The organism is Pseudanabaena sp. PCC 6802 (genome assembly GCF_000332175.1).
Lineage (GTDB): Bacteria > Cyanobacteriota > Cyanobacteriia > Pseudanabaenales > Pseudanabaenaceae > PCC-6802.
On the sequence record NZ_KB235914.1, the window covers coordinates 668,622 to 694,737 of the forward strand.

25 protein-coding genes are annotated in these 26,116 nt (G+C 49.4%); 11 read left to right on the forward strand and 14 right to left on the reverse strand.

Translation table 11 applies throughout. The features are described from left to right. Positions 1-333: 333 nt before the first annotated feature. The 4 genes from PSE6802_RS0108430 to PSE6802_RS33275 all read right to left on the reverse strand — a co-directional run bounded on the left by PSE6802_RS0108430 (position 334) and on the right by PSE6802_RS33275 (position 5,221). Positions 334-879 carry a hypothetical protein gene (locus tag PSE6802_RS0108430; RefSeq protein WP_019499613.1) on the reverse strand — a complete coding sequence of 182 codons (546 nt, stop codon included), beginning with the start codon at positions 877-879 and terminating at the stop codon, positions 334-336. 8 nt (positions 880-887) lie between these two features. Continuing rightward, positions 888-1,910 (reverse strand): ABC transporter permease, encoded by a 1,023-nt coding sequence (locus PSE6802_RS0108435; protein ID WP_019499614.1) that lies wholly within the window; start codon positions 1,908-1,910, stop codon positions 888-890. A gap of 41 nt (positions 1,911-1,951) precedes the next feature. Beyond that, a complete protein-coding gene (locus PSE6802_RS0108440; RefSeq protein ID WP_026103167.1) occupies positions 1,952-4,546 on the reverse strand; it encodes a TIGR03960 family B12-binding radical SAM protein in 2,595 nt (864 codons plus the stop codon). A 495-nt stretch (positions 4,547-5,041) separates the two neighbouring features. Further along, positions 5,042-5,221 carry a hypothetical protein gene (locus PSE6802_RS33275; protein ID WP_156815466.1) on the reverse strand — a complete coding sequence of 60 codons (180 nt, stop codon included), beginning with the start codon at positions 5,219-5,221 and terminating at the stop codon, positions 5,042-5,044. A gap of 130 nt (positions 5,222-5,351) precedes the next feature. On the opposite strand from PSE6802_RS33275, the gene PSE6802_RS0108450 reads away from it, so the two are divergent. The 3 genes from PSE6802_RS0108450 to PSE6802_RS0108460 are packed head-to-tail and all read left to right on the forward strand — an operon-like array spanning position 5,352 to position 6,857. Then, complete coding sequence (locus tag PSE6802_RS0108450; protein WP_019499617.1) at positions 5,352-6,302, forward strand: NAD-dependent epimerase/dehydratase family protein; 951 nt, start codon at positions 5,352-5,354, stop codon at positions 6,300-6,302. A 22-nt stretch (positions 6,303-6,324) separates the two neighbouring features. Next, a complete protein-coding gene (locus PSE6802_RS0108455; RefSeq protein ID WP_019499618.1) occupies positions 6,325-6,669 on the forward strand; it encodes a hypothetical protein in 345 nt (114 codons plus the stop codon). 14 nt (positions 6,670-6,683) lie between these two features. Further along, the gene (locus tag PSE6802_RS0108460) at positions 6,684-6,857 is read left to right on the forward strand and encodes a hypothetical protein (RefSeq protein WP_156815467.1); all 174 of its coding nucleotides are present in this window, start codon (positions 6,684-6,686) and stop codon (positions 6,855-6,857) included. A gap of 130 nt (positions 6,858-6,987) precedes the next feature. Here PSE6802_RS0108460 and PSE6802_RS30880 read toward each other — a convergent pair whose 3' ends face one another. From PSE6802_RS30880 to PSE6802_RS0108485, 6 genes are all read right to left on the reverse strand, one after another. After that, positions 6,988-7,182 (reverse strand): hypothetical protein, encoded by a 195-nt coding sequence (locus tag PSE6802_RS30880; protein WP_019499620.1) that lies wholly within the window; start codon positions 7,180-7,182, stop codon positions 6,988-6,990. Between the two features lie 6 nt (positions 7,183-7,188). After that, complete coding sequence (locus PSE6802_RS28220; protein ID WP_019499621.1) at positions 7,189-8,067, reverse strand: PQQ-dependent sugar dehydrogenase; 879 nt, start codon at positions 8,065-8,067, stop codon at positions 7,189-7,191. Positions 8,068-8,090: 23 nt separating this feature from the next. Continuing rightward, a complete protein-coding gene (locus PSE6802_RS0108470) occupies positions 8,091-8,750 on the reverse strand; it encodes a glutathione S-transferase family protein (protein ID WP_019499622.1) in 660 nt (219 codons plus the stop codon). A 142-nt stretch (positions 8,751-8,892) separates the two neighbouring features. Beyond that, on the reverse strand, positions 8,893-9,426 hold the full coding sequence (locus PSE6802_RS28225; protein ID WP_019499623.1) for a hypothetical protein: 534 nt from the start codon (positions 9,424-9,426) through the stop codon (positions 8,893-8,895). Next, a complete protein-coding gene (locus PSE6802_RS0108480; RefSeq protein WP_019499624.1) occupies positions 9,419-9,949 on the reverse strand; it encodes an Npun_F5560 family protein in 531 nt (176 codons plus the stop codon). The genes PSE6802_RS28225 and PSE6802_RS0108480 overlap by 8 nt, the downstream gene beginning before the upstream one ends. Positions 9,950-10,019: 70 nt before the next feature. After that, positions 10,020-11,027 carry an NAD(P)/FAD-dependent oxidoreductase gene (locus PSE6802_RS0108485; protein ID WP_019499625.1) on the reverse strand — a complete coding sequence of 336 codons (1,008 nt, stop codon included), beginning with the start codon at positions 11,025-11,027 and terminating at the stop codon, positions 10,020-10,022. 152 nt (positions 11,028-11,179) lie between these two features. Here PSE6802_RS0108485 and PSE6802_RS0108490 point away from each other — a divergent pair, with 152 nt between their 5' ends. Further along, positions 11,180-12,436, forward strand: a complete 1,257-nt coding sequence (locus tag PSE6802_RS0108490) for a caspase family protein (protein WP_019499626.1) — start codon at positions 11,180-11,182, stop codon at positions 12,434-12,436. A 102-nt stretch (positions 12,437-12,538) separates the two neighbouring features. On the opposite strand, the gene PSE6802_RS0108495 is transcribed toward PSE6802_RS0108490, so the two are convergent. Then, positions 12,539-13,258: a Uma2 family endonuclease gene (locus PSE6802_RS0108495; protein ID WP_019499627.1), complete on the reverse strand. Its 720-nt coding sequence runs from the start codon at positions 13,256-13,258 to the stop codon at positions 12,539-12,541. A gap of 168 nt (positions 13,259-13,426) precedes the next feature. On the opposite strand from PSE6802_RS0108495, the gene PSE6802_RS33280 reads away from it, so the two are divergent. From PSE6802_RS33280 to PSE6802_RS28230, 4 genes are all read left to right on the forward strand, one after another. Further along, the gene (locus tag PSE6802_RS33280; RefSeq protein ID WP_263970327.1) at positions 13,427-13,558 is read left to right on the forward strand and encodes a tetratricopeptide repeat protein; all 132 of its coding nucleotides are present in this window, start codon (positions 13,427-13,429) and stop codon (positions 13,556-13,558) included. 129 nt (positions 13,559-13,687) lie between these two features. Beyond that, positions 13,688-13,927: a hypothetical protein gene (locus tag PSE6802_RS0108505; RefSeq protein WP_019499629.1), complete on the forward strand. Its 240-nt coding sequence runs from the start codon at positions 13,688-13,690 to the stop codon at positions 13,925-13,927. A gap of 96 nt (positions 13,928-14,023) precedes the next feature. Further along, positions 14,024-14,620, forward strand: a complete 597-nt coding sequence (locus tag PSE6802_RS0108510; protein ID WP_019499630.1) for a DUF2808 domain-containing protein — start codon at positions 14,024-14,026, stop codon at positions 14,618-14,620. 169 nt (positions 14,621-14,789) lie between these two features. Beyond that, on the forward strand, positions 14,790-16,673 hold the full coding sequence (locus PSE6802_RS28230) for an O-linked N-acetylglucosamine transferase, SPINDLY family protein (RefSeq protein WP_019499631.1): 1,884 nt from the start codon (positions 14,790-14,792) through the stop codon (positions 16,671-16,673). 95 nt (positions 16,674-16,768) lie between these two features. On the opposite strand, the gene mgtE is transcribed toward PSE6802_RS28230, so the two are convergent. After that, entirely contained in the window at positions 16,769-18,115 is a 1,347-nt protein-coding gene (gene mgtE / locus PSE6802_RS0108520) for a magnesium transporter (RefSeq protein WP_019499632.1), read from the reverse strand. Between the two features lie 287 nt (positions 18,116-18,402). Between mgtE and PSE6802_RS0108525 the strand changes: the two genes are divergently transcribed. Continuing rightward, positions 18,403-19,329 (forward strand): bifunctional riboflavin kinase/FAD synthetase, encoded by a 927-nt coding sequence (locus PSE6802_RS0108525; protein ID WP_019499633.1) that lies wholly within the window; start codon positions 18,403-18,405, stop codon positions 19,327-19,329. Positions 19,330-19,462: 133 nt separating this feature from the next. Here PSE6802_RS0108525 and PSE6802_RS0108530 read toward each other — a convergent pair whose 3' ends face one another. After that, positions 19,463-21,691 (reverse strand): caspase family protein, encoded by a 2,229-nt coding sequence (locus PSE6802_RS0108530; protein ID WP_019499634.1) that lies wholly within the window; start codon positions 21,689-21,691, stop codon positions 19,463-19,465. A gap of 114 nt (positions 21,692-21,805) precedes the next feature. Beyond that, positions 21,806-22,426 carry a hypothetical protein gene (locus tag PSE6802_RS0108535; protein ID WP_019499635.1) on the reverse strand — a complete coding sequence of 207 codons (621 nt, stop codon included), beginning with the start codon at positions 22,424-22,426 and terminating at the stop codon, positions 21,806-21,808. A gap of 163 nt (positions 22,427-22,589) precedes the next feature. Here PSE6802_RS0108535 and guaA point away from each other — a divergent pair, with 163 nt between their 5' ends. After that, positions 22,590-24,164, forward strand: a complete 1,575-nt coding sequence (gene guaA, locus PSE6802_RS0108540) for a glutamine-hydrolyzing GMP synthase (RefSeq protein WP_019499636.1) — start codon at positions 22,590-22,592, stop codon at positions 24,162-24,164. Continuing rightward, complete coding sequence (locus tag PSE6802_RS0108545) at positions 24,155-26,110, forward strand: S9 family peptidase (protein WP_019499637.1); 1,956 nt, start codon at positions 24,155-24,157, stop codon at positions 26,108-26,110. The genes guaA and PSE6802_RS0108545 overlap by 10 nt, the downstream gene beginning before the upstream one ends. The last annotated feature ends 6 nt before the right edge of the window (positions 26,111-26,116 follow it).

Consider the following 26,116-nt stretch of genomic DNA (forward strand, 5'->3'; position numbering starts at 1 on the left):
ACATGATATTTGTCATGACATATAGCGGTTTTGACTTGAGAACGGGTTTTATTGACGGGGTGAAGGGGTTCTACCCCTTCCTGGGGCAACGCCCCCAAACTCCCTGCTCTTTACCGATCTGAAAACCGCTATAGTTCTTTCGTTATCCGTTAGTAAAGGAGGTGTAGGGTGCGCTCCCGCGCAAGGAGCTTCTACCCCTGCCACCTATCCTAAGCTTGTTGGCTTAGCTATACTTTAAAACGAATGATTCAAGAAGTCTTGGGGAAGTTATGAGGAAATTATGGGGAAATTATGGGGAAGTTCTTGCCTGAAATATTTAATATCTTGACGTACTTACAATCCCTGGGGCTGAGACGCTGCTAATAGAGCCATGTCGATCGCTGCCCTTTGCTCGGCATCATAGCCCCACTTTTGCAAGAAATCAGCATACTCCCCCTCACTGGTTTGCGCGGAGTATTGCATCTGTGCGGCAATGCGTTCGATCTCCTCTAAATTAGCCGATCGTATTAATGCAGTACTGCGACGAGCCACCCGATCTGAGCCTTCAGCCTGACTGTCGTTGCCCGCGCGGCGATGCGCGATCGCCATGGCTGTAGACATTGACAAGTTTTTAACCAGCAGTTCTGAGGCTGGGAAAGGCACGGATTCAATCGCTGCAATAATTGCGTTAATTTGCCGATCGCTTATTTCCCAATCTTCCGTGAGGTAACCGACAAAGAATCCCCTCGCACCATTGGCAGAGTCAATCAGGTCGGCAATCGCCCGTTGGAATTCGCGATCGCTAAGTTCGTCCGCTCGCAAGAGTAGCGTGTGGGTATAAGCGATCGCCTCTTCAAAGGAGATCGAGCTAAGCTCGGTGGGTGAAAGGAGGAAAGTCATAGCAGCGATTAATCCATGTTTTCTAGACGAATGCGCGGATCGACAGCTTTGAGCATCAAATCCGCCAGCAGATTACCGATGACAAGCATGACCGTGCCGAGCATCAAACCTGCCATCACCAGATTGACATCCTTTTCCAAAATGCCCTGTAACATTAATTTCCCTAACCCCGGCCAGTTAAAGAAATACTCCGTAATAAAAGCGCCGCTAAGCAACCCAGCAAACTCAAATCCCAGTAATGTAATCATGGGGTTAACTGCATTACGCAGTGCGTGCACGTAGATCACCCGATTCTCCGGTAAACCTTTAGCTCGCGCCGTTTTGATATAGTCCTGCCGCAACACGTCTAGTAAATTAGCACGCATGAGCCGCTGCAAGCCTGCCAAGCTAATCACTGTAAGGGTCATGGTTGGTAAAATCAGGTGATAGCCAATATCGAGGATTTTGCCCCACCAGCTTAGATCGTTGTGATTGATGCTAGTCATACCCCCCACGGGAAACAGCGAAGTATTCTGCGCCACCATCAGGAAAATAATGGCTAAGACGAAGCTGGGGAAAGCCTGCAAACCGTAGCTCGACACCTGCACTGCCCGATCCGAGAAAGTATTTTGCCTGACCGCACTGGCAATGCCCAACGGAATCGCGATCGCCCAGGTCGTAATGAATGAAGCGATCGCCATCAGCAAAGTGTTGCCCGCCCGCTCCATAATTAATGGCGCGACGGGTGAAAAGCCTTGGCAGCGAACCCCTAAATTGCCGCGTAGGGTATTGCCCAACCACAGGAAATACTGCTCGAGTATTGGTTTGTCGTACCCCAACCTTTCTCGTATTTGGGCAATTACCGCCTTTGGCGTGCTGGGATTAGCCAGCAACTCCGTGAAACAGTCGCCAGGCGATAACTTGAGCATAATGAAGCTCAAGACCGACACTAAGAACAGCACGATCGCTGCCTGCGCCAATCGCTTGGTGATGTAGGCAAATGTATCGCTAGCCAGAATAGACTGAAGTGGAGATGCGGTTTGGGTTGCCATAAATAAACCAAGTACATAGGCAGAATTAATTACATACTTTATCAGCTACGAGCTTGCTGTAGAATCAGGCGATCGCGATGGACGTGCGAGATCTGCCAGGGTGTACCTTCTACAAATTGATGCAACATGAATAACACGTATTCGGGTTTGAGGGTATTCCCATCCGCAAAACAAGTACCCACATACTTAATTGCGAGCGGATCGCGATCGATGAGTTCCAATTCCGTCAAGCGATCGCATAACTCCAGTATCTGTAAGTTGCCGGATTTCGATGTTTTGGGCATGGGAATAGAATTTGCGGACTTGACAGCGGCGATCGCCTCTGCGATATCAGGTATGAAATCGCGATGCCATTCCTCTTTCAGCTTTAATGTTAGCGTGTAGGCAGCCTGTGCGAGCAACAAAGCCGCCGATGCCGACTTCAAGTCGATTTCCTCAATGGCGTAGATGGGAATTTCCGCTGGGAGTTGCGCGGCTAATCGGGACTGAAATTCTATTACGGGTAGGGCATTAGTAAGCTCGAAATCAGCTAATTCACCGCTACTGGTGCATCCTAACGATAAAGCATTGGCAGCGGCAATGCGAGGCATGGGATGAAATCCACCTGTAAAGGAGAGAGGAATAGCAGCGCGCCGGGCGGCGCGCTCGAACAGGCGCATCAGATCGAGGTGCGAAATCAGAGCCATACTCCCCAGCTTGCCAAAGGTAATCCGCAATCTCTGAACGCTAGGGGGATTCGCCGCACCCAGATCGCCGATAAATTGAGGAATTGGTGGCGGCGGCACGATCTCGTTATGCCCGAAATCGGGACCGCAGATGCCGCATCTGGAACACCCGTGAAACGAGCAGTCCGGCACGGTTTTTGCCGCGATCGCCCTGTGCCAATCATCAATTAGCCATTGCTTGTCAATACCCGTATCGATGTGATCCCAGGCAAGGGCTTGTTCGACTCGGGGCGATGGCATCTGCCATTGCAGGCGAGCAGACTCAATCGCCTCTGCCCATGCCTGAAACGCCCGATCGGCACTCTCAAACCAGGCATCCATTCCAGCCCCTAATTCCCAAGCGCGTTGAATGACGGCACCGAGGCGGCGATCGCCCCGACCGATAAAATCCTCCATTGCTGAGATGCGCACGTCGGTAAAGTTGGCTTTAACGCTTTTCAGACGGCGCAATTCAGCTTTTAACAATTCTTGCTTGTGGATAAAATCTGCCGTGGAAACGCTATGCCATTGGAAAGGTGTATGCGGCTTGGGCGTGAAATTGGAAATCGTCACGGTTACGCCCAAACGCTTGCGCCCTGGGATGTGACATTGCTGCTGCAACCAGGCGATCGTGCGGGCGATGCCTGCCACATCCTCCTCGGTTTCCGTTGGCAAGCCGATCATGAAGTAGAGCTTGACCCGATCCCATCCCTGCTCGTAGGCAGTTTTAACACCGCGCAATAACTCTTCATCGGTTAATCCCTTGTTAATTACATCCCGCAATCGCTGCGTTCCTGCTTCCGGTGCAAAGGTCAGCCCCTGGTGCCTGCCTTCACCTTTGAGGATATTGGCAATGTTTTCGTCGAAGCGATCGACTCTCTGGCTGGGTAGTGACAGGGAGACGCGCTCGTCTTTGAGGCGATTTTTAATTTCTATACCTACGGCAGGCAAAGCCAGGTAATCCGAGCAAGAAAGGGAAAGTAAAGAAAATTCGTTATATCCAGTCTCGCGCACCGCCTTCTCAATTGTGTTAACCACATCTTCAGGCTTAACGTCGCGGGCGGGACGGGTCAGCATCCCCGGCTGGCAAAACCGACAGCCGCGCGTGCAGCCTCGTCGGATCTCGATCGTGAGGCGATCGTGCACGGTTTCTATCAGGGGGACTAAACCAATACTATGCTCTGGCATGGGTGGAGCGACGCGGCGCAAAATCCGATGGGGAACATCATCGCGATTGCGCTGAACGGAACCGTCTTCAGGGTTCATGTCGTAGAACTGCGGTACGTATACACCTGGTACGTTTGCCAAATCTAGCAAAGTTTCCACGCGAGACTTTCCTGCTAACTTTGCCGCTTTCACAACTTCGCCAATTTCGGGCAATACCTCTTCACCATCACCCAAAGCAAAAAAATCAAAGAAGTCAGCAAAAGGCTCGGTATTCGAGGTTGCAGTTTGTCCGCCAGCAAAGATGAGGGGATAAGAAGATGCGAGGGAATCGGAGGGATTGGAGGCGTTGCGAGCTTGCCAGGTGAGGGGGCTATTAGCTAAATCGAGCATTTCCAGGATGTTGGTGGCTCCAAGTTCGTAGCTGAGGCTAAAGCCCAAGATGTCGAAATCGAGGAGCGATCGCTTGGATTCAACCGCAAATAAGGGGGTTTGGGTAGCGCGTAGTTTAGCTGCGAGATCGGGAGCGGGCAGGTAGGCGCGATCGCACAACTGGTTGTTTTGGGCGTTGAGGATGCTGTAGAGAATAATATGGCCCAGGTTAGAAGCCCCTACTTCGTATAACTCGGGGTAGGTCAGGCACCAACGCACCATCATTTCATTTTTTGGGTGATGCCAAGGCTTATGCACTGCCCCTAGCTCGTTACCAAGATAACGTGCTGGTTTGAGGATTTCTGGCGTAATTAACCGATCTACTGATACGGGCATAGCTTCATCTTTAACGGGGATATCAAAAAATCTATAGATAAAGAATTCGGATCGCAATCCGGTCTTGGGGCGCTTACATAACAGGTTGCAATTTACTGCCGAAAGCCGATCGCCATAATAAGGCTACGCCAAGAAGATAAGTTATGGGTGGCAGCAAAGTTAAATATTTATGTGTTTTATTCTTCTTGATGTTAAGCCAACTGCCTAAATCAACCAGGAGTAGCATCCTTGCGCCATACAATGCGATGCCCTTGAATTCTTAAACAGGCTCTAAGAACTCATTTAAGAAAGTATAAATACTTAGTATTTTTTGCTGCTTCAGGGGATGTATGGTACTGAAATGCTGACTTCTTACATGGTAGCAATGTGACTAAAAGAAGCTTTTCTTGACTTCCCAAATGGGTTCTAAGGCGGGTGCAATCCGCATTATTGCGAAAGCGAGGGATGCAACGGGGAATGAGGGTAGCGATTCTCTTTCTGTGACTGTGTTTGACCCTATGGATGTGGTATAGGCTTTGACTGCCAGCGTTGTCGATCTAGAAGACTGGTTGCGCGATCGCGCATAAAATTTGTCGAACTCAAGCGCTTGGCTCCGCCATAGGCGATCGCCAAGCAAGGGCTGACTTTGAAGATAATTGCTTCACCCCATGAGATCCGTTCTGTATTGCTTTTCAAATTGGTATAGCTGTAGCCACTAGGCTTAGGACGGGGTGCAGGGGTTCTACCCCTGCACCCCGTCCTAACAGATCTGTCTATAGCTATATTAAAATCCTATAGGTAAGAAAGCAGGACTAAGAATAAGTTTATGAAAATTTTGGTTATGGGTGGCACGCGCTTTATGGGCGTGGCGTTGACAAAGAAACTGGTAGACCGGGGACACGAGGTCGTGCTATTCAATCGCGGTAACAAACCTGCACCAGTAGAAGGAGTGAGAGTAATTAAGGGAGATCGCACCGATGCCCAACAACTCAAGGACAAACTCAGCGGCGAGCAGTTTGATGCCATATTTGACAATAACGCGCGGGAACTGACCGATACGCAACCACTGGTAGAAATTTTCCGCGATCGCATCCAGCACTTTGTCTACATGAGTTCGGCGGGTGTATATCTGGAATCGGATGTATTGCCTTACATCGAAGGCGATGCGATCGATCCCAAAAGCCGCCATAAGGGCAAATTACATACCGAAGCATATCTAGCAGAAGCCTACGCCAATTATGCTTTTCCCTACACGTCAATTCGCCCCACGTATATCTATGGGCCGCAGAACTATAACGATTTAGAAGCCTGGTTCTTCGACCGCATAGTGCGCGATCGTCCGATTCCCATTCCTGGCAATGGTAAATTCATCACTCAATTAGGCCACGTTGAAGATCTCGTTGCAGCAATGGCAGCGGTCTTGGGTAAACCGCAGGCAGTTAATCAAATCTATAACGTATCCGATACGCGCTTCGTCACATTTGATGGACTGGCCAAACTCTGCGCCACCGCCGCCGGAAAGTCGGCTTCCGATCTGGAAATCGTGCGCTACAATCCCAAAGAATTTGATTTCGGCAAGCAAAAAGCTTTCCCCTTCCGCCTGCAACACTTCTTCACATCCGTCGATAAAGCCATGCAGGATTTGAACTGGAAGCCAAAGTTCGATTTGCTAGCAGGTTTGGAAACTTCATTTCAGCAAGATTATCTGGCATCAGGTCGCCAACAGGCTTACGTTGATTTTGCGATCGACGACACGATCCTTGCCAAGTCAAAATAATCTAAACTATTGAAACCTTACTATGGCCGATCTACCTCAAGATATGGCAGACATCATCTGGCATTTGAAGCGAGAATTGCTAAGTCTTGTCAATGATACAACAGCTACTGAGTTCATGGTTTTAGAGCTTTTCGGTGAAAATGAGCTGACGGAGGTTATTTTTGGCGAGTTGTCTAATGTTAGGGAAAAAGCCAGTAGCTGGTTTGAGCGCCTGTCAAGTTTGCAACTGCTTTCTGCGGACAGTCAACCAGTAATTGCTTCTGATATGCTGTATTTAATTGAACGCTCAATCGAACAGATCCAAGCTAATCTGCCTGCAATGAAACAAAGTATTCAAGAAGTGAAGAAGGATTGGGATTTAATATGAAAGTGCAAAAGCCTATGCCAGATATGGAAACAGTGAAAAGATCGGTTGTTAAACTGCGTAGAATTTCGGCAAAGATTGAGGCTGCTATGCTTGAAATTGATGGGGTTGTTGCTGCTTTGGGACAAAGTAGTCGGCAAAGAAGATTAGACAGGCTAGAAAGATCGTTAAGTAGATATGAAAAAATGTAGGGTCACTTCTAATAGCCGAGCATATTCTCAATAAGGGACTGTCAAGAAAATAATATACCCTACGATTGGGACATTATTTAACCGCAAGTCCCTAACATGGACTGAAAGCTTCGATGTCAGTCTATTCAAACTATACAGCGTTTATCCTGAAGATATCGCCGCTAAAGTAGTCTGCGACATACAGGTTACCTGCTTCATCTTCGCCAAAGGTGGAAATCCCATAGTCGGTATCGAGCAGTAGTTTATTTTCCCACGTGCCATTGTTGAGGGCTAATCCCCACAGTCTACCATCAACAAAATCACCATAGAAGTATATCCCATTCAAACTCTCTTACCTACCACGATAGACTAATCCACCTGTAATGGAAGCGCTGGCTCCAGGATGTTCGTATTCTGCTACAGGAAACATCAGACCTTCATTAACTGGATCGTCTGCAAAGCGACTAGATCCTTCAAATATTCTCCAGCCATAATTTTCTCCACCAGTACTGAAAAAGGGTTGGAAATTAATCTCTTCCACCGCGCCCTGACCGACATCGCCGATGTATAGATCGCCAGTCAGCCTGTCAAACGAAAATCGCCAGGGATTGCGCAGGCCGCTTGCCCAAACTTCATCGCGGATGGCATTGTTTGGGTCAGATTGACTCGGAAAGGGATTGCTAGCTGGAATCGCGTAGGGAAATACACCAGACTCCACATCAATGCGGAGGAGTTTTCCTAAAAGCGATCCGGGATTTTGAGCTAAATTGGATGGGTCACCGCCACCACCGCCGTCTCCCATGCCAATATAGAGATATCCATCGGGGCCAAAGGCTAACTGCCCGCCATTGTGATTGTCAAATGGTTGGTCGATGGTGAGGATAATTTCTGCGCTATTGGGATCTGCAACGTTTCGGTCTCCACTAATGCGATAGCGAGATACAACGGTATCGCCATTGATATCCGTATAGTTGACGTAGAAATAGCCTTTACTGGCATATTCAGGGGGAAATGCCATACTCAGCAGCCCCTGTTCTCCCCCTGTGCTGATGCGATCGGAAATATCCAGAAAAGGCGTTGGTAGCAAGCTACCATTCTCGACAACCCGAATTTCGCCCCCTTGCTGCACGATAAACAGGCGATCGCTGCCATCGCCTGCATTAGTAATATGGACTGGACTGGTTAGCCCACTCACTTGGGGTATGAACCCGATACTCAGATTGTCAAGCATGATTTACAACTTGCGGAAGCTAGTTACTGAGCCTTTGCCATACGCGCCTGCATCATTGCTTTTAGCTGTGCCAGCATCTCTGGTGTGGGCTGGGTAGCTTGCCAAGCAGGGCGACTTTGCAGGCGATCGCACCAGGCTTGTACCCTAGTATAGCTATCGATCGGTATTCCTAGTTTGGGCAGCCAGGGAATGGAAACGCCAGCGGTAATATCGGCTAGAGATACCTGCTCCCCGCCAAAGAAGGCATTGTCTCCCAGCAGGCGATCGAAGAGTTGCAGAATTATGGCAAATTTTTGCTTGGACTGCTCCGCCTTCTCAGGATCGGGTGCACCCATTCCCATCATCTGTCCGACAAAGGGACTCATTGCCGGAGACAACTCATTAATTGTCACCATCCGCACCATTTGTACGATCCCTAAGGATTTAGGATCTTTTGGTTGTAAAGCATGTTCTGGGTACTTAGCTTCCAGATAATCCAAGATGGCTTGGGATTCGACAATACTGAAATCATCATCCACAAGTGCGGGAATGTGATGAAAAGGGCTGATCGCCATAAATTCAGGCGTAAACTGATCGCCATCGAGTTTGAGCGCGATTAGCTCAAAGGTCAGTTCTTTCTCTAACAAGGCAATCCATACGCGCCGCGAGTTGGGCGATAGGGGTTGGTGATAAAGCTTCAACATGGGTTGTCTCCATAGTTTAAGTCGCCTGCTCTACCATATACCAAAAAGACTGCCCTCAAGGTAGCCAAATCCTTTGCAGAATTTGGCACGATCGAAAGATCGGTTGTCTGGGAGCGCGATGAGATTGCTGAACCAGCATAATTTAGCCTTTAATTTTTAGATCCAGGATTGGCTGCTGAGTAAGGCAGAGCCAATGGCAGGCGAACAGGTTGGGTTCCTGTACGCCAATGCTGGCGATCGCGGGTTCGTCGGGAAAGGGAATCAGGCGATCGAAGAGGATTGGGGGTGGATGCAGGGGTTTAGCATTTGGTATGGATTCTTGCGTTTGATGCGGAGATTGACTGCCAAATGCTAAACCCTTACTATCGGTGAAACCGATGGTTGGGGGTTGGGGTGTGAATTGGATTAGATAAACGGCAGGGGGGGCTGAGAGGGAAGTGAGGAGGCTATAGGCGAAATGGTAAAGTGGCTGCTTGAAGCGATCGCTAAGGTGAAACGGCTGATGGTAGCGACCGTCCGATCGGCGAGTAATTACTTCAGCGTACAAAGGCCCCCGCACAGTCCAGACCACGGGTAACCAGAAGTTGCCCGTGTCGATCGCGTCAATGCCATGTATTTGTTTCGCCCAGATGCGCCTACCTTCGAGATCGGCACAAGCGGCGACGATTTCAAGCATTACTGAAACCTGGCAAACTAGGCCCATTATTCATCATTTGGGGTAGCTCTACCCTTTTTTGGGGCTTGCTGCGGATGGCCAAACGATAACTGAGGCTTTGTAACTCCATGTGCAGTTGGCGATTTTCCTTTTGCAACAGTTCTATCTTGTTTTTGATCGGCACCATGCGCTCGGCAAACTTGGCACGATAAACCTGCGGTAACTCCTGCACTACTTGCTCTAAAGTGCGCGCGCGATCGGTTAGCTCCTGGCAAGTTTTACGCAACTCGACTGCCTCCAGTTCGCGCTCTTCCATTTGATCCTGCGATCGCGACAGTTTTTCCTCTGTAGCAGCTAGCTTATGAGAAAGCGCCAGGAGTTCTTCTTGATGCTGATGCGAAACCTCCTGGGGAGTTACGAAAACATTATTACCCTTGATCAGCCTGAACAGTTCCTCAGACAGTTGTTGTACTAGCAAATCTTTTTGCTGTAACTCCTGTTTAAGTTGACCGATTTCCTCACTTAGCAATTCAACCGTTGGCATAACTACACCTACTTTTAGGATTTAGGGACTTAAGTTTGCGATCGCACGAGATTGGGTTCCAGATTTAGTTCTAGATTAAGCTCAGGTCGCGCTGCTTGACATTTTCTGTCCAAATTCTGGGGGGCGAACTCCGACGAATTTCCCGCCAAATTGCAGTTGCGGCTAATGTACCATCTGCCACCGCAATTGACACCTGATTTAACCCTTGTTTTAGATCGCCAAGGGCAAAGATGCGGGGATGCGAGGTGCGGCACATTTCATCCGTTACTAAGTTGTTGCCATCGCGCTTGAGGTCAAAGTCTTGCAGGTACTCGCTAAAATAGTGAGATCCCATTGCCACCAGACCAGTTTCTAACTCCAATACGGAACCGTCGGTAAATTCTACACCAGTCATCTCATGGTTGCGACCTAAAAATTTTGCAATTGGTTGTTCGTACAGGGGATAGCCATGTTTGGCTAGTTTGGCACGCATTTCTTCGCCTACCGTACAGGTACCGCCAGTGACGATGCTGATGTAGGGCGTAAACCAATTCAGTACAAATGCTGTATTGATGGCACCTTCGGAATTCACAAACAGCCCGCAACGCTTGTCGCTCATTTCATAACCATCGCAGATCAAGCAAACGTGGAGATTGTAGCCCGCGTAGTTGTAGACGTTCTGCATGTCACCCAGTTGGGGCAGGTTGTCGATAATCCCACTGGCAGCAACCAGGTACTTGCAGCGAAACACGGGATAAATGCTATCTTTCTTGCCCACTTTGACCTGAACCGCAAACGTATCGCCTTCGTCCGTTACACGTTCGACGTAGCCATTCAGGTAGTCTGCACCCACTGAAAGAGCGTGTTCCTGCCCCTGCTTGAGCATGTCTCTACCTGGTGTATCCGGTGGCAGACCTAAGTAATTGGTTAAGTGTTGCATCCATAGCGATCGCCCTCTGCCTTTTTCAATCACGAGGCAAGAGAGGCGATACCGTGCTAAATAAATGGCAGCTGACAACCCACCCGCACCTCCGCCGACGATAATGGCATCATAGGTATGGTTCAGTCTTTCATCCAGGTTTTTCTTTGCCAGTTTCATAGCGCTTGCGTACTCCGTGCTCGTAAAGGCTGTTCGAGTTTAGACAATTTAGATGCGATCGCATACTTTATCGCCACGCATCCCTCAATAAATTAATTATTTAAATTTAAGTGGTTAACCATTGTCATGTCATCGACCCCAGGTAGTTTTCCATGCTGCAACAATTTTTTTCGTTAAGTCTGACTTATGCTGCGATTCTGGTTTCCCAGTCACTACCTCTGACGAGCGATCGCCTTAGCGTGGCGCAAAAATTGATAACTGGCGATCGCGTTGCCAAGCAAGCATCTAAACCAGGTATTACCTTTCTCGCTTTTGGTGGTGGCGGCTCGCCTGCCAATAACGAAATTGCCCTGGAGAAAAACCTGCTCTACTTTCAGCGCACTTTAAAAAGTCTGGGGTTTAATCCAGCGGAAGCATCGATTTTCTTTGCGAATGGCAACGACCGCTCCGCCACTATCCGCTATGTAGATAACCATGATAAGGAGAAATTCAAGCCGCCGGAAATTCCCCATCTCAAGGGATCTGCGACGCTCGCCAACCTGAGGTCATGGTTCGGTCAATATGTCCAGACTAATCCCCACAACAAACAGCTTTTCTTTTATTTTACAGGTCATGGGATTTTGAACGAGCAAAATCCCGATGATAACTCGCTCCTACTGTGGCAAGAGCAGCACATTAGCGTGAGGGAATTTTCGCAATTGCTCGATCTCCTGCCCGCCCAGACACTGATCGCGATGATGATGGCCCAGTGCTATTCCGGTTCGTTTGCCAATATTATTTACGCCGATGGCGATCCCGAAAAGCCATTAGCGAAACAGAACCGCTGTGGCTTCTACGCTACGATTAAGACTCTACCGTCAGTGGGCTGTACGGCAGAGGTAAATGAATCCGATTACCGCGACTATAGCTCCAGTTTCTTTGCGGGTTTGAGCGGACGCAGCCGCACTGGCGAGGCAGTACCCTCAGCGGACTACAACAAGGATGGCAAAGTTTCCTATCTCGAAGCCCATGCCTTTGCCAAGGTTGACGAAAAATCTACCGATCTTCCTGTATCGACTTCTGAGGTGTGGTTGCAGGGGCAATCATCCCGGCAACTGCGCGATCGCACCTTCAGCCAACCGATCGCGGCGCTGCTGCAAACCGCCCGTCCCGAACAGCGCTATGTTGTCAATTCTCTGATCGAGAAACTGAATCTGAACCCTAGCTTCTCATTTAAAAAGAATAGAGAAAATCTAATCTTTGCCCAACCTGGTTTAGATTCACCTGAGGAAAAAGCATATTTAACTCGCTTGCAAATGGAGTTGATTTCAATTAGCGTGGAAAGTAAAATTCGCAGTTCGCAAAATCCTACTCAGATCGCTACTCTCGATCGCCTCTTAAAATGCGAGCAGGGACATTGGCGCATGTAGAAACCCTTGTTTGGATTTTTCGCTGGAGACCTCCTTCAACAAAACTCATGAAAACCATCTTGTTTCTCTGTAGAAGTATTTGAGATCGGACGATCGCAAATCCTAATCGAGCGATTCTCCTTCGGAGATTTCTAGCGAACGCAGTCGCGCCAACAATGACTCCACCTGTCTTTGAGCCATATCTGCCCGCTGTCGTTCTGCATCTGCTCGTTCATCTGCACTGAGATAGCGATCGCCCCGTTCGTCAAACCATGCCAGTTGCTCCTGCGACAGATTGCTAAACACTGTCTGATTGCGGCCAATGCCTAATCCTACTTCTGCCATCCAATAGGGTTCGCCTCTTTGTAACTCGTATTTGCCATCCACCAGCTTATACATCTCAAACGGTTGATGTCCGTCCCGCTGCCAAAATTCTGGATTGTAGATCGCGTAGTACAGTACCCCCAAGCGAGCGTAAATTGCCATCTTCTCGTCATACTCCCCACCCGGTTTATGGGACACCATCTCTAGAGTGAAAATGGGCACAATTCCCTGCTCTTCCCAAACCACATAGCTGCGACGCGACTTACCACCCTTTTTGCGCTCTACACCCAAGCTTAAAAAGGCATCAGGCACGACAGGGACGCGCGGATTTAGCCCTGTGGTGTGATACACCGCCATATCGACACCGAAGTACCAATCCATGCGCTCTGCCCAAATCGAACTGAGCAAAAACAGCAGAATGTTGGGCAATAGATTCTGGTCTTCGTTATCCACAGGTGTGTCGTCCGAATCTGGTAATTCGTCACTGGTGGGCAGTTGGTTTAGATCTATTTGAAGCATGGGAAAACCTCAAAAGCGTTCTAGCTGTATTGTAAGCGATCGCGCCGATCGCGAGACTACTCTGTCAAGAATTCTGTCATAAAGCGATCGGTGCGGAAAACTGAGAGTATTCTGAATGAGGTAATTATTACAGTAATTAAAACTATAAATACCCTTCTTTAACTTATTTTGTACGAGCGCGGAATGTCGCTCTTTGCGATGAAGAGATATCAGGATGCGGCATCTTCTTTTGATAAAGCGATCGCCCTGCGCTCTGATTTTGCCGATGCCATTAAGGCTCGTCAGGATGCCCAAAAATAGTTGCGATAATGGGGTGGGAAATATCTAGGGCGTGAAGCTAGCGATCGCCAGCTTCACATTATTTGACGATCGCTTGAGATTGCTTGTGTTATACCAGAATTGTTAGCGTTTGATGACTGAGGAGGGACTATGTTCTTACAGCACAAACGAAGCGGCGATCTGGTAGAAGTACTTACACTACAGGAACTTTACAACCCTTGCCAGCACGCAATTGTCGGTAGAATGCATGCTGGCGAAGAGATGCAAGACCCTGAGTCTTTTGATAAGTTAGATATGGTTTTCCCATCAGGAGAACCGCTACCTCGTTGCTGGTTGGATCCGAATTATCGGGTTCAAGCTGCTCAAATTCTTGTTTCCGCTACAAGCTAAGTAGAATATAGGAAACATGCTGGGGCGATCTTTACCTGGAGAAAGGTTGTCCTAGCATTTTTGGCAAAATTATAGTTGCCGAGCGAGAGGTAGCCTATGTCAAACTTCACGGGGATTTCAATATTGCTATTAGCAACGGTAACAAGCGTGCTGCTGGTCGATATACCAACTGGGGCAATTTCCGATCGCACTGCTGGAGCCGTACGACTCCGCGATGGCAGGACTTACTTCGATCGTCCACCCACTTTAGTCGATGCGGAAACAACTGTTAATTCCGTCTATGCGTGGGGGGCAACTTACTATTTCAACCTGAGACTTCCAGAGAATGCTGGCGAGCCACTGCAAAGGGTAACTATTAGCCAGTATGAGGGCACTGACAAAATTGCATTCGATCGCAACGAGAGCTTGGCACTCGCGATCGCGCCATCGGGCGAGCGCACCAGGTTAAATGCAGCGATCGCAATAACCGACACCGAACCGCAACAGGTAACAGTTGACTTTACTCCTCCCATTCCTCCTGGCAGTACGATCTCGATTGGGTTGCGCCCTTACAACAATCCCAGATACGGCGGCGTTTATTTATTTGGCGTTACCGCCTTCCCATTAGGGGAAAAGCCTCACGGTCAGTTCCTGGGCTACGCACGCTTGCACTTCTACGATCGCAGCGATCGCAGCGGCATATTTCGCCGCTAGTCCAATAGCGCGCATCACGCGGCGACATGTTGGATAATTGCGGTAAAATTCTCATATAATTGCTAAATCTCTCACATGACCTGAGAGTCTTTGACTGCGGCAAAAATGCAGGATCGGCGTAATGGGATCGATACGTATCTCGAGCTAGAATTTTCCAATTGGGAGATCGATGTATCAGCATATTTCAAGAAACACGGAGACACAGCTAAATCGTTTATCCGATCTTGTAGATCGGTACCGAAATCAGCCAAGCGATCGCGAGGTGATCGCCTCTCTGCGCGATGCCCGTCAGCAGTTAGCACACAGATGGATTGATATTCCCGAGGACTTGCTGGAGAGTTCATATGCAGGCTATTTGGGGAAAGCGCATCAGACTCTCCTGCAAAGCGGTCTCAAATACGAACTGCTAACTGATGTCGAAACGCATTTTTTAGAGCAGGAAGTTTTACCTCAACTGCAAAACAATCATCAGAAACCAGGAGCGATCGGGTATCTCTTGACCTTCATGCTCTACTTGTATCCGCACGAGTTACCATTGCGATGGCATGGAAAAGTCGATGTTCCAGACTGGTTTATGCACGACTATCTGAGATTCATCCTCGCCAGTCCCAATTACTTCCGAACTGTCGGCGAATCTCAACGGTATTTCCAATTCATGCAGACTACGATCGATGCGCTGTATAACGCGATTTTTACCGATCGCAACTCAAAGATCGGACAGGACACCTTAGCGATCGCGCAGCAAATAAATCCCATTCAACTATACTTTACCCAAGAAAACCTGAGAGATATTCAGAGCAAGCGAGGCGATATCATTGAACTTGCATTAAGGCAAAAAGGCGCTCAAATCGAGCACGATTTCTCTATCCCTCCCCCTAATCGTCAAAAGATTCGACTGGGCATATTGCTGAAATCATGCAACCCATCACCTGAGACTTATTTAGCGCTCCCAATTGTCGAACACTTAGATCGCGATCGATTTGAAATTATCCTGTACGTGTTGCAAATTGCGGGACATCAACTGGAAGACTACTGTCGAGAACGCACGGCTAAACTGATTCAGTTACCTAACGATGGACTTAACCAACAAGCTGAAGCAATTCGCAGCGACGATCTAGACATCCTCCTGGTTGGTGCAAATATTACTGCTGCAATCCATCAAGTGACAATGCTTGCCAACTATCGACTAGCCAGAGTCCAGCTAACTAACTTTGCTTCTCCCATTACAACTGGCATCAAAAATATCGACTACTATATTGCCGGGAAGTTGATGGAGCCACTGCCCGACGCTCAAGCTCACTATCGCGAGCGATCGATCGCCATAGATGGTACTGGTTTTTGCTTTAGCTATGGCGTGGAGCCGCCTGCAACTCAATATCGCATTAATAGAGAAAAGTTGAGAATTCCCGACAGTGCGATCGTGTTTGCTTCCACAGCTAATCTATTCAAACTCGTGCCCGAATTGAGGGCAACCTGGGCAAAGATCTTAGCCACCGTGCCCAATTCTATGTTGATGCTCATGCCCTTTGGTCCAAACTGGATGAGCTATTATCCAGGAATTACGTTTGTGGATGATATGAATGCCGTATTGGCAAAGTATGGTGTGAGTGGCGATCGCCTGCGCGTTTTAAAAGCACTTCCGCATCGCGCTGATGTGAAGGAGGCATTAAAGGTGTCCGATATTTATCTGGACTCTTTTCCTTATGCGGGTACGACTTCTCTCATCGATGCTTTGGAAGTTGGCTTGCCGACGATCGCGTGGGAGGGCAATACACTGCGATCGCGCATGGGAGCAGCGATTTTGAAATCTCTTTCCATGCAGGATCTAATTGCCCGTCGCGAGGAAACGTATGTAGAACTAGCCGTGGCTCTAGCGGAGAACCCCGATCTCCGCAGGCAAAAGAATCGGGAAATTCTGCAAAAAATGCAACAAAATCCTGACTTCTTGGACGGTCGAGCTTATGTCGCACAGCTTCAACCCATACTTCTCAATCTGTACGAGAAATGGCGATCGTTATCGATACTATCCAACTTTTATAGCTATAGCCAATAGGCTTAGGACGGGGTGCAGGGGTTCCACCCCTGCGTGGGGGCGTACCCCCCACACCCCCTGTCCTGATAGATTCTGTCTATGGCTATGACATCTCATCAAACTCGAAATACATGCAGAAACAGAGAGGTTAAACTTAAAAAAGTTAAGAATCCAACTGTATCTAGAATTGTAGTGAGCAAAGGGCCGCTAATCAAGGCAGGATCTAGCTTCAAGCGCTTTAAGCCCATCGGGAGTAACGTACCCAGGGTGGCAGCAACCAGTACGTTAATCGCCATGACCAGGCCAGCCACCAGAGCCACCCAACGATTTACAGCAGAAGACCAGATCAAAGACAGAACTGCCAGTGCCAGACCCAACGCGAGGGCAGTACCTAAACCTGCCAAAATTTCCTTGCGCAGGATCGCCAAAGTATCCTGGGGTGTCACTTCCCCTACACCTAAACCTCGCACGGTTACTGATAGAGCTTGAATGCCGACGTTACCACTCGTGTTAGATAGGATGGGCATAATTACGGCCAGGACTGGGACAAGCGCAATCGTGCCCTGAAATGGGGCGATCGCGCTGGCGGCACCCACATACAAACCGATGTTACCTAACAACCAGGGCAAACGTTTTTGGATTGTAATTAGTGGTGGTGACAGCGCTTCCTCGTCGCCGCTAACCCCTGCCAGCTTTTGAATATCTTCGGTGGCTTCTTCTTCGAGAATATCAACCACATCGTCGATGGTGACGATGCCTACAAGCCGATCTTCGCGGTCTACCACTGGTAATGCCAGCAGGTCGTAGCGCTTCATCAGTTGCGCCACCTCTTCTTGGGGCATATCAGTACGGGCTTTGATCGCGCGATCGCTGGCAATGTCCTTAACTAGGGCATTAGGTAAAGAGAATAGAAGCTGCCGCAGCGAGACAATTTGCTTGAGCTTGCGGTTGTCGTCAGTAACGTAAGCGTAGTAGATCGTTTCTTTGTCCTTATCGTTCAGGCGGATTTTGCCGATCGCTTCTTCGACAGTCAGTCCCTGTCGCAGTCGCACGTACTCGGTGGTCATTACCCGACCTGCCGTACCCTCGGCATAACCGAGAATTGTGGCGGTGGCATGTCTTTCTTCGGGGCTGAGTTGCTGGAGAAGGCGCTTTACTACACCGGCGGGCAGCTCGTCCAGCAGTTCGGCGCGATCGTCAGGTCGCATCGACTCGATAATTTGCTGTACGTGGATGTCGTGCAGCGACCCTAGTAATTCCTCGCGGGACTTTTGCGGCAGATACTCAAATACATCTGTGGCGTTGGACTTATTGAGAAGGCGAAAGGCGATCGCTTTTTGCTCGGAAGGAAGCTCGTCAATGTAGTCACCTACATCGATAGCTGGCATCGCATTGAGTTCCGATTTGAGTTGATTCCAGTCGGTAATATCCGACAGTGAAGTCAGAGCTTCCTGGGTGAGCATTGAACCTCCTACATCTCCCGACGCGCTGGGAGATACTCACACCATTGCATCGGAACCTAACTAAAATAACCAGATGGACTGGGGTCCATGAGATCCTTAAAACACGACATCGGCATTGCTGGTAAATGCCGCTAATCTACAATCTTAGCGGTTAGAGTACCTGATGCAAATACTTTTTGGCGATCGCGGTGACTACGATAAATGCGCCTCCAGGCTATAAGATAACAAATGTGTCAAAATGTAAAGCATGATGAGTCAATTCTGCCAAATATAAACCTAATATAAGCGTGCTAGTTATTTCCGATCTAAGTAAAGCCAGTACCCCAACAGCGATCGCCATGGGTAACTTTGACGGCATACATCGAGGACACCAATGTGTAATTGCTCCAGTAGTTGGCAATACAGAGAATTTGGTTTCGACAGTCTTAACTTTCAATCCACACCCGCAGGAGTTTTTTACAGGTACTTCGCGGCTGCTACTAACACCGATTGCGGAGAAAGTCGTTCAACTAGAGGCTCTGGGCGTGCAACAGCTAGTTCTACTGCCTTTCGACCGCGAGATCGCCAAGCTTACGCCGCAGGAATTTATGCAACAAATCCTGATCGAGAGACTCCAGGCACGTTCGATTAGTGTTGGCTTTAATTTTCGGTTTGGCTGTCAGCGCTGCGGCTCGGTGGAAGATTTAAGAGCCATGTGGGGCGATCGCTTGCATATTGTCTCTGAGCAACTCATGCACGATGTATGTGACACGAGCGATCCATCAATTCGGATTAGCAGTTCGGCGATTCGTCGCGCTTTGGAGCAGGGGGAGATCGACGCTGCTCGCACTCTGCTAGGTCGCCCCTATAGCCTGATTGGTAATGTAGTGGCGGGGCAGCAGATGGGGCGGAAGTTAGGTTTCCCTACGGCTAATCTCCAGCTACCCCCCCAGAAATTCCTACCGAGAGATGGCGTTTATGCCGTACAGGTTCTGCGATTGGGGGATAAGCCGCTCCCTGCGGTGATGAATATTGGTATGCGCCCGACCGTCACCGGCGATCGCGCGCGCACGATTGAGGTACATCTATTAGACTGGGATGGCGATCTCTACGGTCGAGAGCTATGCGTCAATTTAGTCAAATTTCTGCGCCCCGAACAGAAATTTGAGTCCTTAGAAGCACTGAAACAACAAATTACTATTGACTGCGAGCTAGCTACAAAGCTTCTATTCTGATAATGCCGTCTCATTCAGTATGGCTATAGCCAATAGGCTTAGGACGGGGTGCAGGTGTGGAACCCCTGCGTGGGGACGCAGCCCTCACACTCCCCGTAATAGCCGATGATCTGTCTGCGGCTAGACTGGAGCTTCAAGATACGCGATAGGTAAAGCTAAGAGTTGCCCAATCATTCACATCCAGCGTCCACATATCGTCTGGCTTAGTAGAAGCAGGAATGTCCAGCTCGCTATGGAGATCTGACAATAGGGCTTGAGCTACTTGTAAGGGATTGGATACTGCGACCATTCCGGCTGGGGATGTGGCTTGTCGTGAAGATTGTTCCAGGAGTTTAGTGGTCTCGGTCAGAGGGAACCGGCTTACCACCAGGTGAATCTCAAATAGTCCTTGTGGAGCCGAGGCTACCCAATCGAATGGTGCTGCTGGGTGCGGAATCAGCAACTCTTGTTGGGCTGGCACCACGCTGTCAAGAGCATAGGGACTGGTGAAGAAGTGGGGAGTCATGATCTTGCCACGCGGATCGAAGCTGAAAATACGCACGTAGAGAGGACTGTCTGTAAAGTTCTCCAACCGACAACAGAGGCGATCGCCAATCGCGATCGCCTTATTTAAAATATTTGGTGATGGTAAAGCGTTTCTACCGCTAGCTGCCAAAGGAGCGGACTGATTCCCAGACCGCTGTGTAGCTTGAGCCGCGATCGCAACTGGAGCGGTACTCGTTGGACTCATAGTCATCAAGGTAGCTCTCAATCCTAAAGTTGAAGAGCCTTGATTAGCAGTCAGATAAATCAACTTGGTTGCGAGCAAGCCTTCCAACAAAGGCTGTAGGCGGCGGAGGGCAGCACCTACCGACTCGCCCACCGAACCAAAGGAACCGAGAATGGGACTGCGTCCCACCGTAAACAGACCGTAGCTAGTCGCCTGGACTCCAAACAAACAGTCAGCAAACTGTTCCGTCGCATTTACACCTAACATTCCTGGCATTGCCGATATGGCACTGGTGGCATCCACCCGTTCGATTTTGCTCAGATTTAGATCCAGAGCGACAATCAAAGTCATGTTGCGCGGCAAAGCCCTTACTCGCTCCTGCAATAGTTGGTTGACGCGCAGTCCGCTCTGCCCTGGTAGAGCTTCTACTTTAGCGGTCAAGCCATTGTGCGATCGCAGTTGAACCAAGGTTTCATCTGGGGTCGATAGGATCGAACCAACACCATAGTAGCCTAGCGGTACAATTGGCAGACCGGCCAGCCAGATATCCCCTATCCGACTATTGTTTACAGTTCTGATGATTCCATCGGCACCATCAAGTAACTCCTTCGTTGCGGAGGGAGATGCCATCAGTAGATCGTCAAAACTGGTGGTGTAAGTAGCCTGAGTCGTGGTTTTGCGATCGGTATTGCGATCGATCTTACTACCAGAGACGAGAGAGGTTAATTGTTGTTCTGGGGTGAGAGATGGAGATGCAAATGCCTTTTGCTCCAACGTAGCGATCGCGCGATCTATTACCACGTAAAGAGATGTGGCGGGCATCATTTGCCATAGTTGTTGGGTCAGTGCGTAGGTGAACGCACCACTGCTAAATCCCGGCCATAGGGCATCGGCGCATAAGCGATCGCCGCTAGCAGCACGCAGCAACATTCCTGGCATTGATACTTTTGACGATCGCGCGTTTAACTTATCCCCTTTAGCTAAAACTTGCCTAGAATCGCTCTGTTCTCTGAGATGGCGTTGCAGTTCGATTTCCTCTGGATCGATCTGCCAATCGTGACGGCTGGGGCGCGAACGAATGCGAAAGTTACCCACTACAGGCGTGCCCGGGTAGTTATGACCGATATCGAGGATGCAGGTCGTATTCTCTGTGGCGATCGCTTGCAACCATAACGCGATCGTGTCTTCCATGAAATCTTTAACGAGCATGCCTGTTTCAGGCATGCCGCTATCCACTGGCACAAAGGTATTATTCTGCCCCAATTTAGAGCCATGACCGCTGAAATGCACTACCACTACATCACCGGGCAAGGCTTGAGCGATCAAGTGTTCTGTAAATGCCTCGGCGATCGCGGCTCGGGTCGCTTCTCGATCGATCAATGTGAGGATATCAGCAGGATTAAAGCCAAATCGGTGCATGAGTAACTCGCGCTGTAGATCTACGTCAGTCACGCAGCCATTGAGGGGCAACCAATCACCCTTAGCATCGTACTGATTGATGCCAATCAGCAGTGCTAGCTTGCGTTTGGTAGATTGGTTCAATTTTTTAGCGTACAACTCGGCTGCCCTAGCCATTTGCTGCGGTGGCACGATCTGCCAGCCTAAGAGGCCAGCCGAAACCATTTGTAAGAACTGCCGCCGCGCAAGTCCCATTTTTGCTACCCAAACTTTTGTATGCCTATCAAGACTATTAAAACCCAAACCGATAGCCACTAACCAAGAAATCAATTATTTCAGGGCAGGCACGGAGGTACCAATCAGATGTTGTTAATCCGATCCCAAGTTGCTTGCTAAATTGGACTCTACAAATCGTAAGTCGCGTTTTAAAAAAGTTTGCTCGCCCGCATCCGTCTGCACAGTTGCTCTGATTATCCCTACGGCGCTTATACGCAGGTGTTCCATATAGTGCGGGCTATCAGGATCCCTTACTTGCACGAGATCGCCGATTTGTAGTTGCCTAATCTGGGAAGATGAAGCAGTTTCTGCCTTCTTCCGATCGCATGACACAGCAGAAGTATCTGCTACCCCTGACTCCACGATCGGTGCGGGGTTAGCTGGCTCGGCTTTAAGGTTAGCTTGAAGATTGGCGATCGCTTCTAACTGCGATTTCATATGACTTTGAAGGTTCTGTAACAGCGATCGCATTGGCTGCATTTGCGCTTCAACTTGAGCCTGGACTCGTTGCATAATCGCGGACTCTAGTTCTGCCAAACGAGTCTCGATCTGGTTCGGCGCATCGTTACCACAGCCAAGGTAGCTGCAAAGACTTTGTTGGACCAGTTCGCTAGCACTACTGCCAGATAATTGTGCCCGAGCCATTAAGGCATCGTAAATTTCTGCAGTTAACTCGATCTGCAAAAACTTTGTCCCTCGGTCTGTTGGTGGCATTATGCGATCGCTCGCTCAAAACAACACAGATATTAATGATACCTAATATGTCAGGTTTGCTAGGATTGTGGGAATAACTTTTGCTCTCTGGTACGCGAGGGTTTAAATTTTGGTTTCTACTACACAAGCTCCATCCATAATTAATAGCAATTTGGGCAGCAATATGTCTGCCCCTGGGAATCGTCCCACGATCGCTATTCTTGACTTTGGCTCCCAGTACTCTGAACTGATTGCTAGGCGCATTCGCGAGACCAAGGTTTATTCCGAGGTATTGCCCTATTACACGGAGATCGAGCACATTGTCCAGCTCAATCCCAAAGGCATTATCCTCTCTGGCGGGCCTAATTCCGTCTACGATGAGGGTGCTCCCACTTGTCACCCGGCTATCTTCGATCTAGGCATTCCTATCCTGGGCGTTTGCTATGGGATGCAACTGATGGTGAAGCAACTGGGGGGCGTAGTAGAACGTGCCGAGCATGGCGAGTACGGCAAAGCCGAACTGATTATCGACGACCCTACGGATCTGCTCACTAACGTAGAGGATGGCACGACCATGTGGATGAGTCACGGTGACTCTGTCTTGAGGACACCATCGGGCTTCTCCACCTTAGCGCATACCGCGAATACCCCCTGCGCCGCCATCGCCGATCCGTTACGACGCATCTATGGCGTGCAATTTCACCCCGAGGTAGTTCACTCTATTGGCGGTATTGCCTTGATTCGCAACTTTGTCTACCACATCTGCGAGTGCGAGCCGACCTGGACGACCGACACGTTTATCGAAGAAGCGATCCGCGAGGTGCGGGCGCAGGTGGGACATAAAAGAGTCCTGCTGGCGTTGTCCGGTGGTGTGGACTCTTCTACCCTGGCGTTTTTGTTACATAAGGCGATTGGAGAGCAGCTTACCTGCATGTTTATCGATCAAGGTTTCATGCGCAAACACGAGCCGGAACGCCTGCTCAAGCTTTTCCAAGAACAATTTCACATCCCCGTCGAATATATCAATGCTAGCGATCGCTTCATCGCCGAAGTAAAAGGCATTACCGAGCCGGAAGAAAAACGAAAGCGCATCGGACATGAATTTATTCGCGTGTTTGAAGAGGAATCTCAGCGACTGGGACCATTTGATTTTCTCGCCCAGGGTACGCTTTATCCTGACGTGATCGAATCCGCCGATACCAATATCGACCCCGCTACGGGTAAGCGCATTGCCGTCAAAATTAAAAGCCACCACAATGTCGGCGGTCTACCGCCCAACCTGCGCTTTACCCTGATCGAACCGCTCCGCAAGCTATTTAAAGATGAAGTGCGCAAAGTTGGTTCGGCACTGGGGCTACCAGAAGAAATCGTGAAGCGTCAACCATTCCCAGGCCCAGGCTTGGCAATTCGCATCATTGGCGAAATCACACCCGATCGCCTGGAAATTTTGCGAGATGCGGATTTAATCGTGCGCCAGGAAATTAATCGCAGCGGCACCTACGATCGCCTGTGGCAAGCATTTGCCGTCCTCCTACCCACAATTAGAAGCGTGGGGGTAATGGGCGATCAGCGTACCTATGCCTATCCAGTCGTGTTGCGCCTGGTCACGAGCGAAGATGGGATGACTGCCGACTGGGCGCGAGTGCCCTACGATCTGCTCGAAATTATCTCCAATCGCATCGTCAACGAAGTCAAAGGTGTCAATCGCGTCGTTCTAGATATTACGTCCAAACCACCCGGCACGATCGAATGGGAATAGATGCAAAGAAAGTAGCACCCTATGGTGCGTGGAAATCGCCAATTACGTCGGAGTTAATTGTCTCCACCAGTATCGGTCTCGGACAGGTGGCTCTCGTCGGCACAGAAATTTACTGGAGTGAAAGTCGTCCATCTGAAGGTGGCAGGAACGCGATCGTCCGCTACGCGCACGGACAAACCGCAGACGTGCTGCCTCTGCCCTATAATGCCCGTAGTCGCGTCCATGAATACGGTGGTGGTTCGTTCCTGGTTGTAGATGGCAAAGTTTACTTTGCTAATTTTGCCGACCAGCGCATCTATTGCCAGTGGTTGCAAGTAAATCCCAATAACGAACCCACTGCCTTAACGAGTGCAGGCGCATTTCGCTATGCTGATGGGGTATTCGATCGCGTTCGCAATCGCTTGATTTACGTGCGCGAAGAACAGCAAGACCCCAACTGCGAACCGATTAATACTCTAGTTAGTATTAATGTTCTCAATGGTGAAGATGTGAAAGTTTTGGCGAGGGGTGCGGATTTCTATGCTGCGCCGCAACTCAATGCCGATGGCACCAAACTGGCCTGGTTGAGTTGGAATCATCCCAATATGCCTTGGGATGGTACGGAATTATGGGTTGCCGATCTAGCAGAGACAGAACTACACAACTGTCAGCTAGTGGCAGGTGGAATGGAGGAATCGATCTTTCAACCACAATGGTCGCCGCATGGCGTGTTGCATTTTGTCAGCGATCGCAGTGGTTGGTGGAATCTCTATCGCTGGCACGGCGATCGCATCGAGCCGCTATGCAAGATGGAGGCAGAATTTGGGATGCCGCAGTGGGTATTTGGCATGTCCACCTATGCTTTCCTGTCGAGCGATCGGATTATCTGTGCCTACAATCGCAATGGCGAATGGCAACTGGCTACCTTAGATACGTCAGGATCTGGACAATCGGTATTAACTCCAATCCCCACACCCTACACGGATATCTCATCGCTGCAAGCTCATGGCGATCGCGCTGTCTTTATTGCTGGCTCGCCCACGGAACCGACAGCGATCGTGCAACTGGATCTAAACAGCGATCGTATAGAAGTATTGCGCTCCTCAACGGAATTACAAGTAGATAAAGCATATTTATCCATCCCGCAAACTATTGAATTTCCCACTGAAAACGGTCAGACTGCCTATGCCTTTTTCTATCCGCCCACCAACGGCGACTTCGTCGCGCCTAACCATGAGAAACCACCTTTACTGGTAAAAAGTCATGGCGGCCCCACGGCAGCCGCATCGAGTTCGTTCAGCCTCCGTACCCAATATTGGACAAGTAGAGGCTTTGCGATTTTGGATGTGAACTACGGCGGTAGTACTGGTTATGGCCGCGCCTATCGACAACGACTGCATAATAACTGGGGCATAGTTGACGTTGACGATTGCGCGAATGGGGCGAAATATCTAGCGGACAGGGGACTGGTAGATGGGAACCGTTTAGCCATCTCAGGTGGCAGTGCCGGAGGCTATACCACGCTCTGTGCCCTCACGTTTAAGGATATCTTTAAAGCAGGAGCTAGCTACTATGGAGTCAGCGATCTAGAGGCTTTAGCTAGCGACACTCACAAATTTGAGGCGCGTTATTTGGACGGTCTAATTGGCGCATATCCAGAGAGAAAGGATTTATATGTGGCGCGATCGCCCATCCACTTCACCGAGCAACTATCCTGTCCGGTAATCTTCTTTCAGGGACTGGAGGATAGAGTAGTGCCGCCCAATCAAGCTGAGATGATGGTCGATGCCTTGAGAACGAAGGGATTGCCCGTAGCATACGTGGCATTTGCAGGAGAGCAACATGGTTTTCGCAAAGCCGAAAATATCAAACGCGCTCTTGACGGTGAATTTTATTTCTACTCTCGTATTTTCGGCTTTGAACCTGCTGATATTCTGGAACCTGTAGAGATCGATCGTCTTGACTAGAAGAGG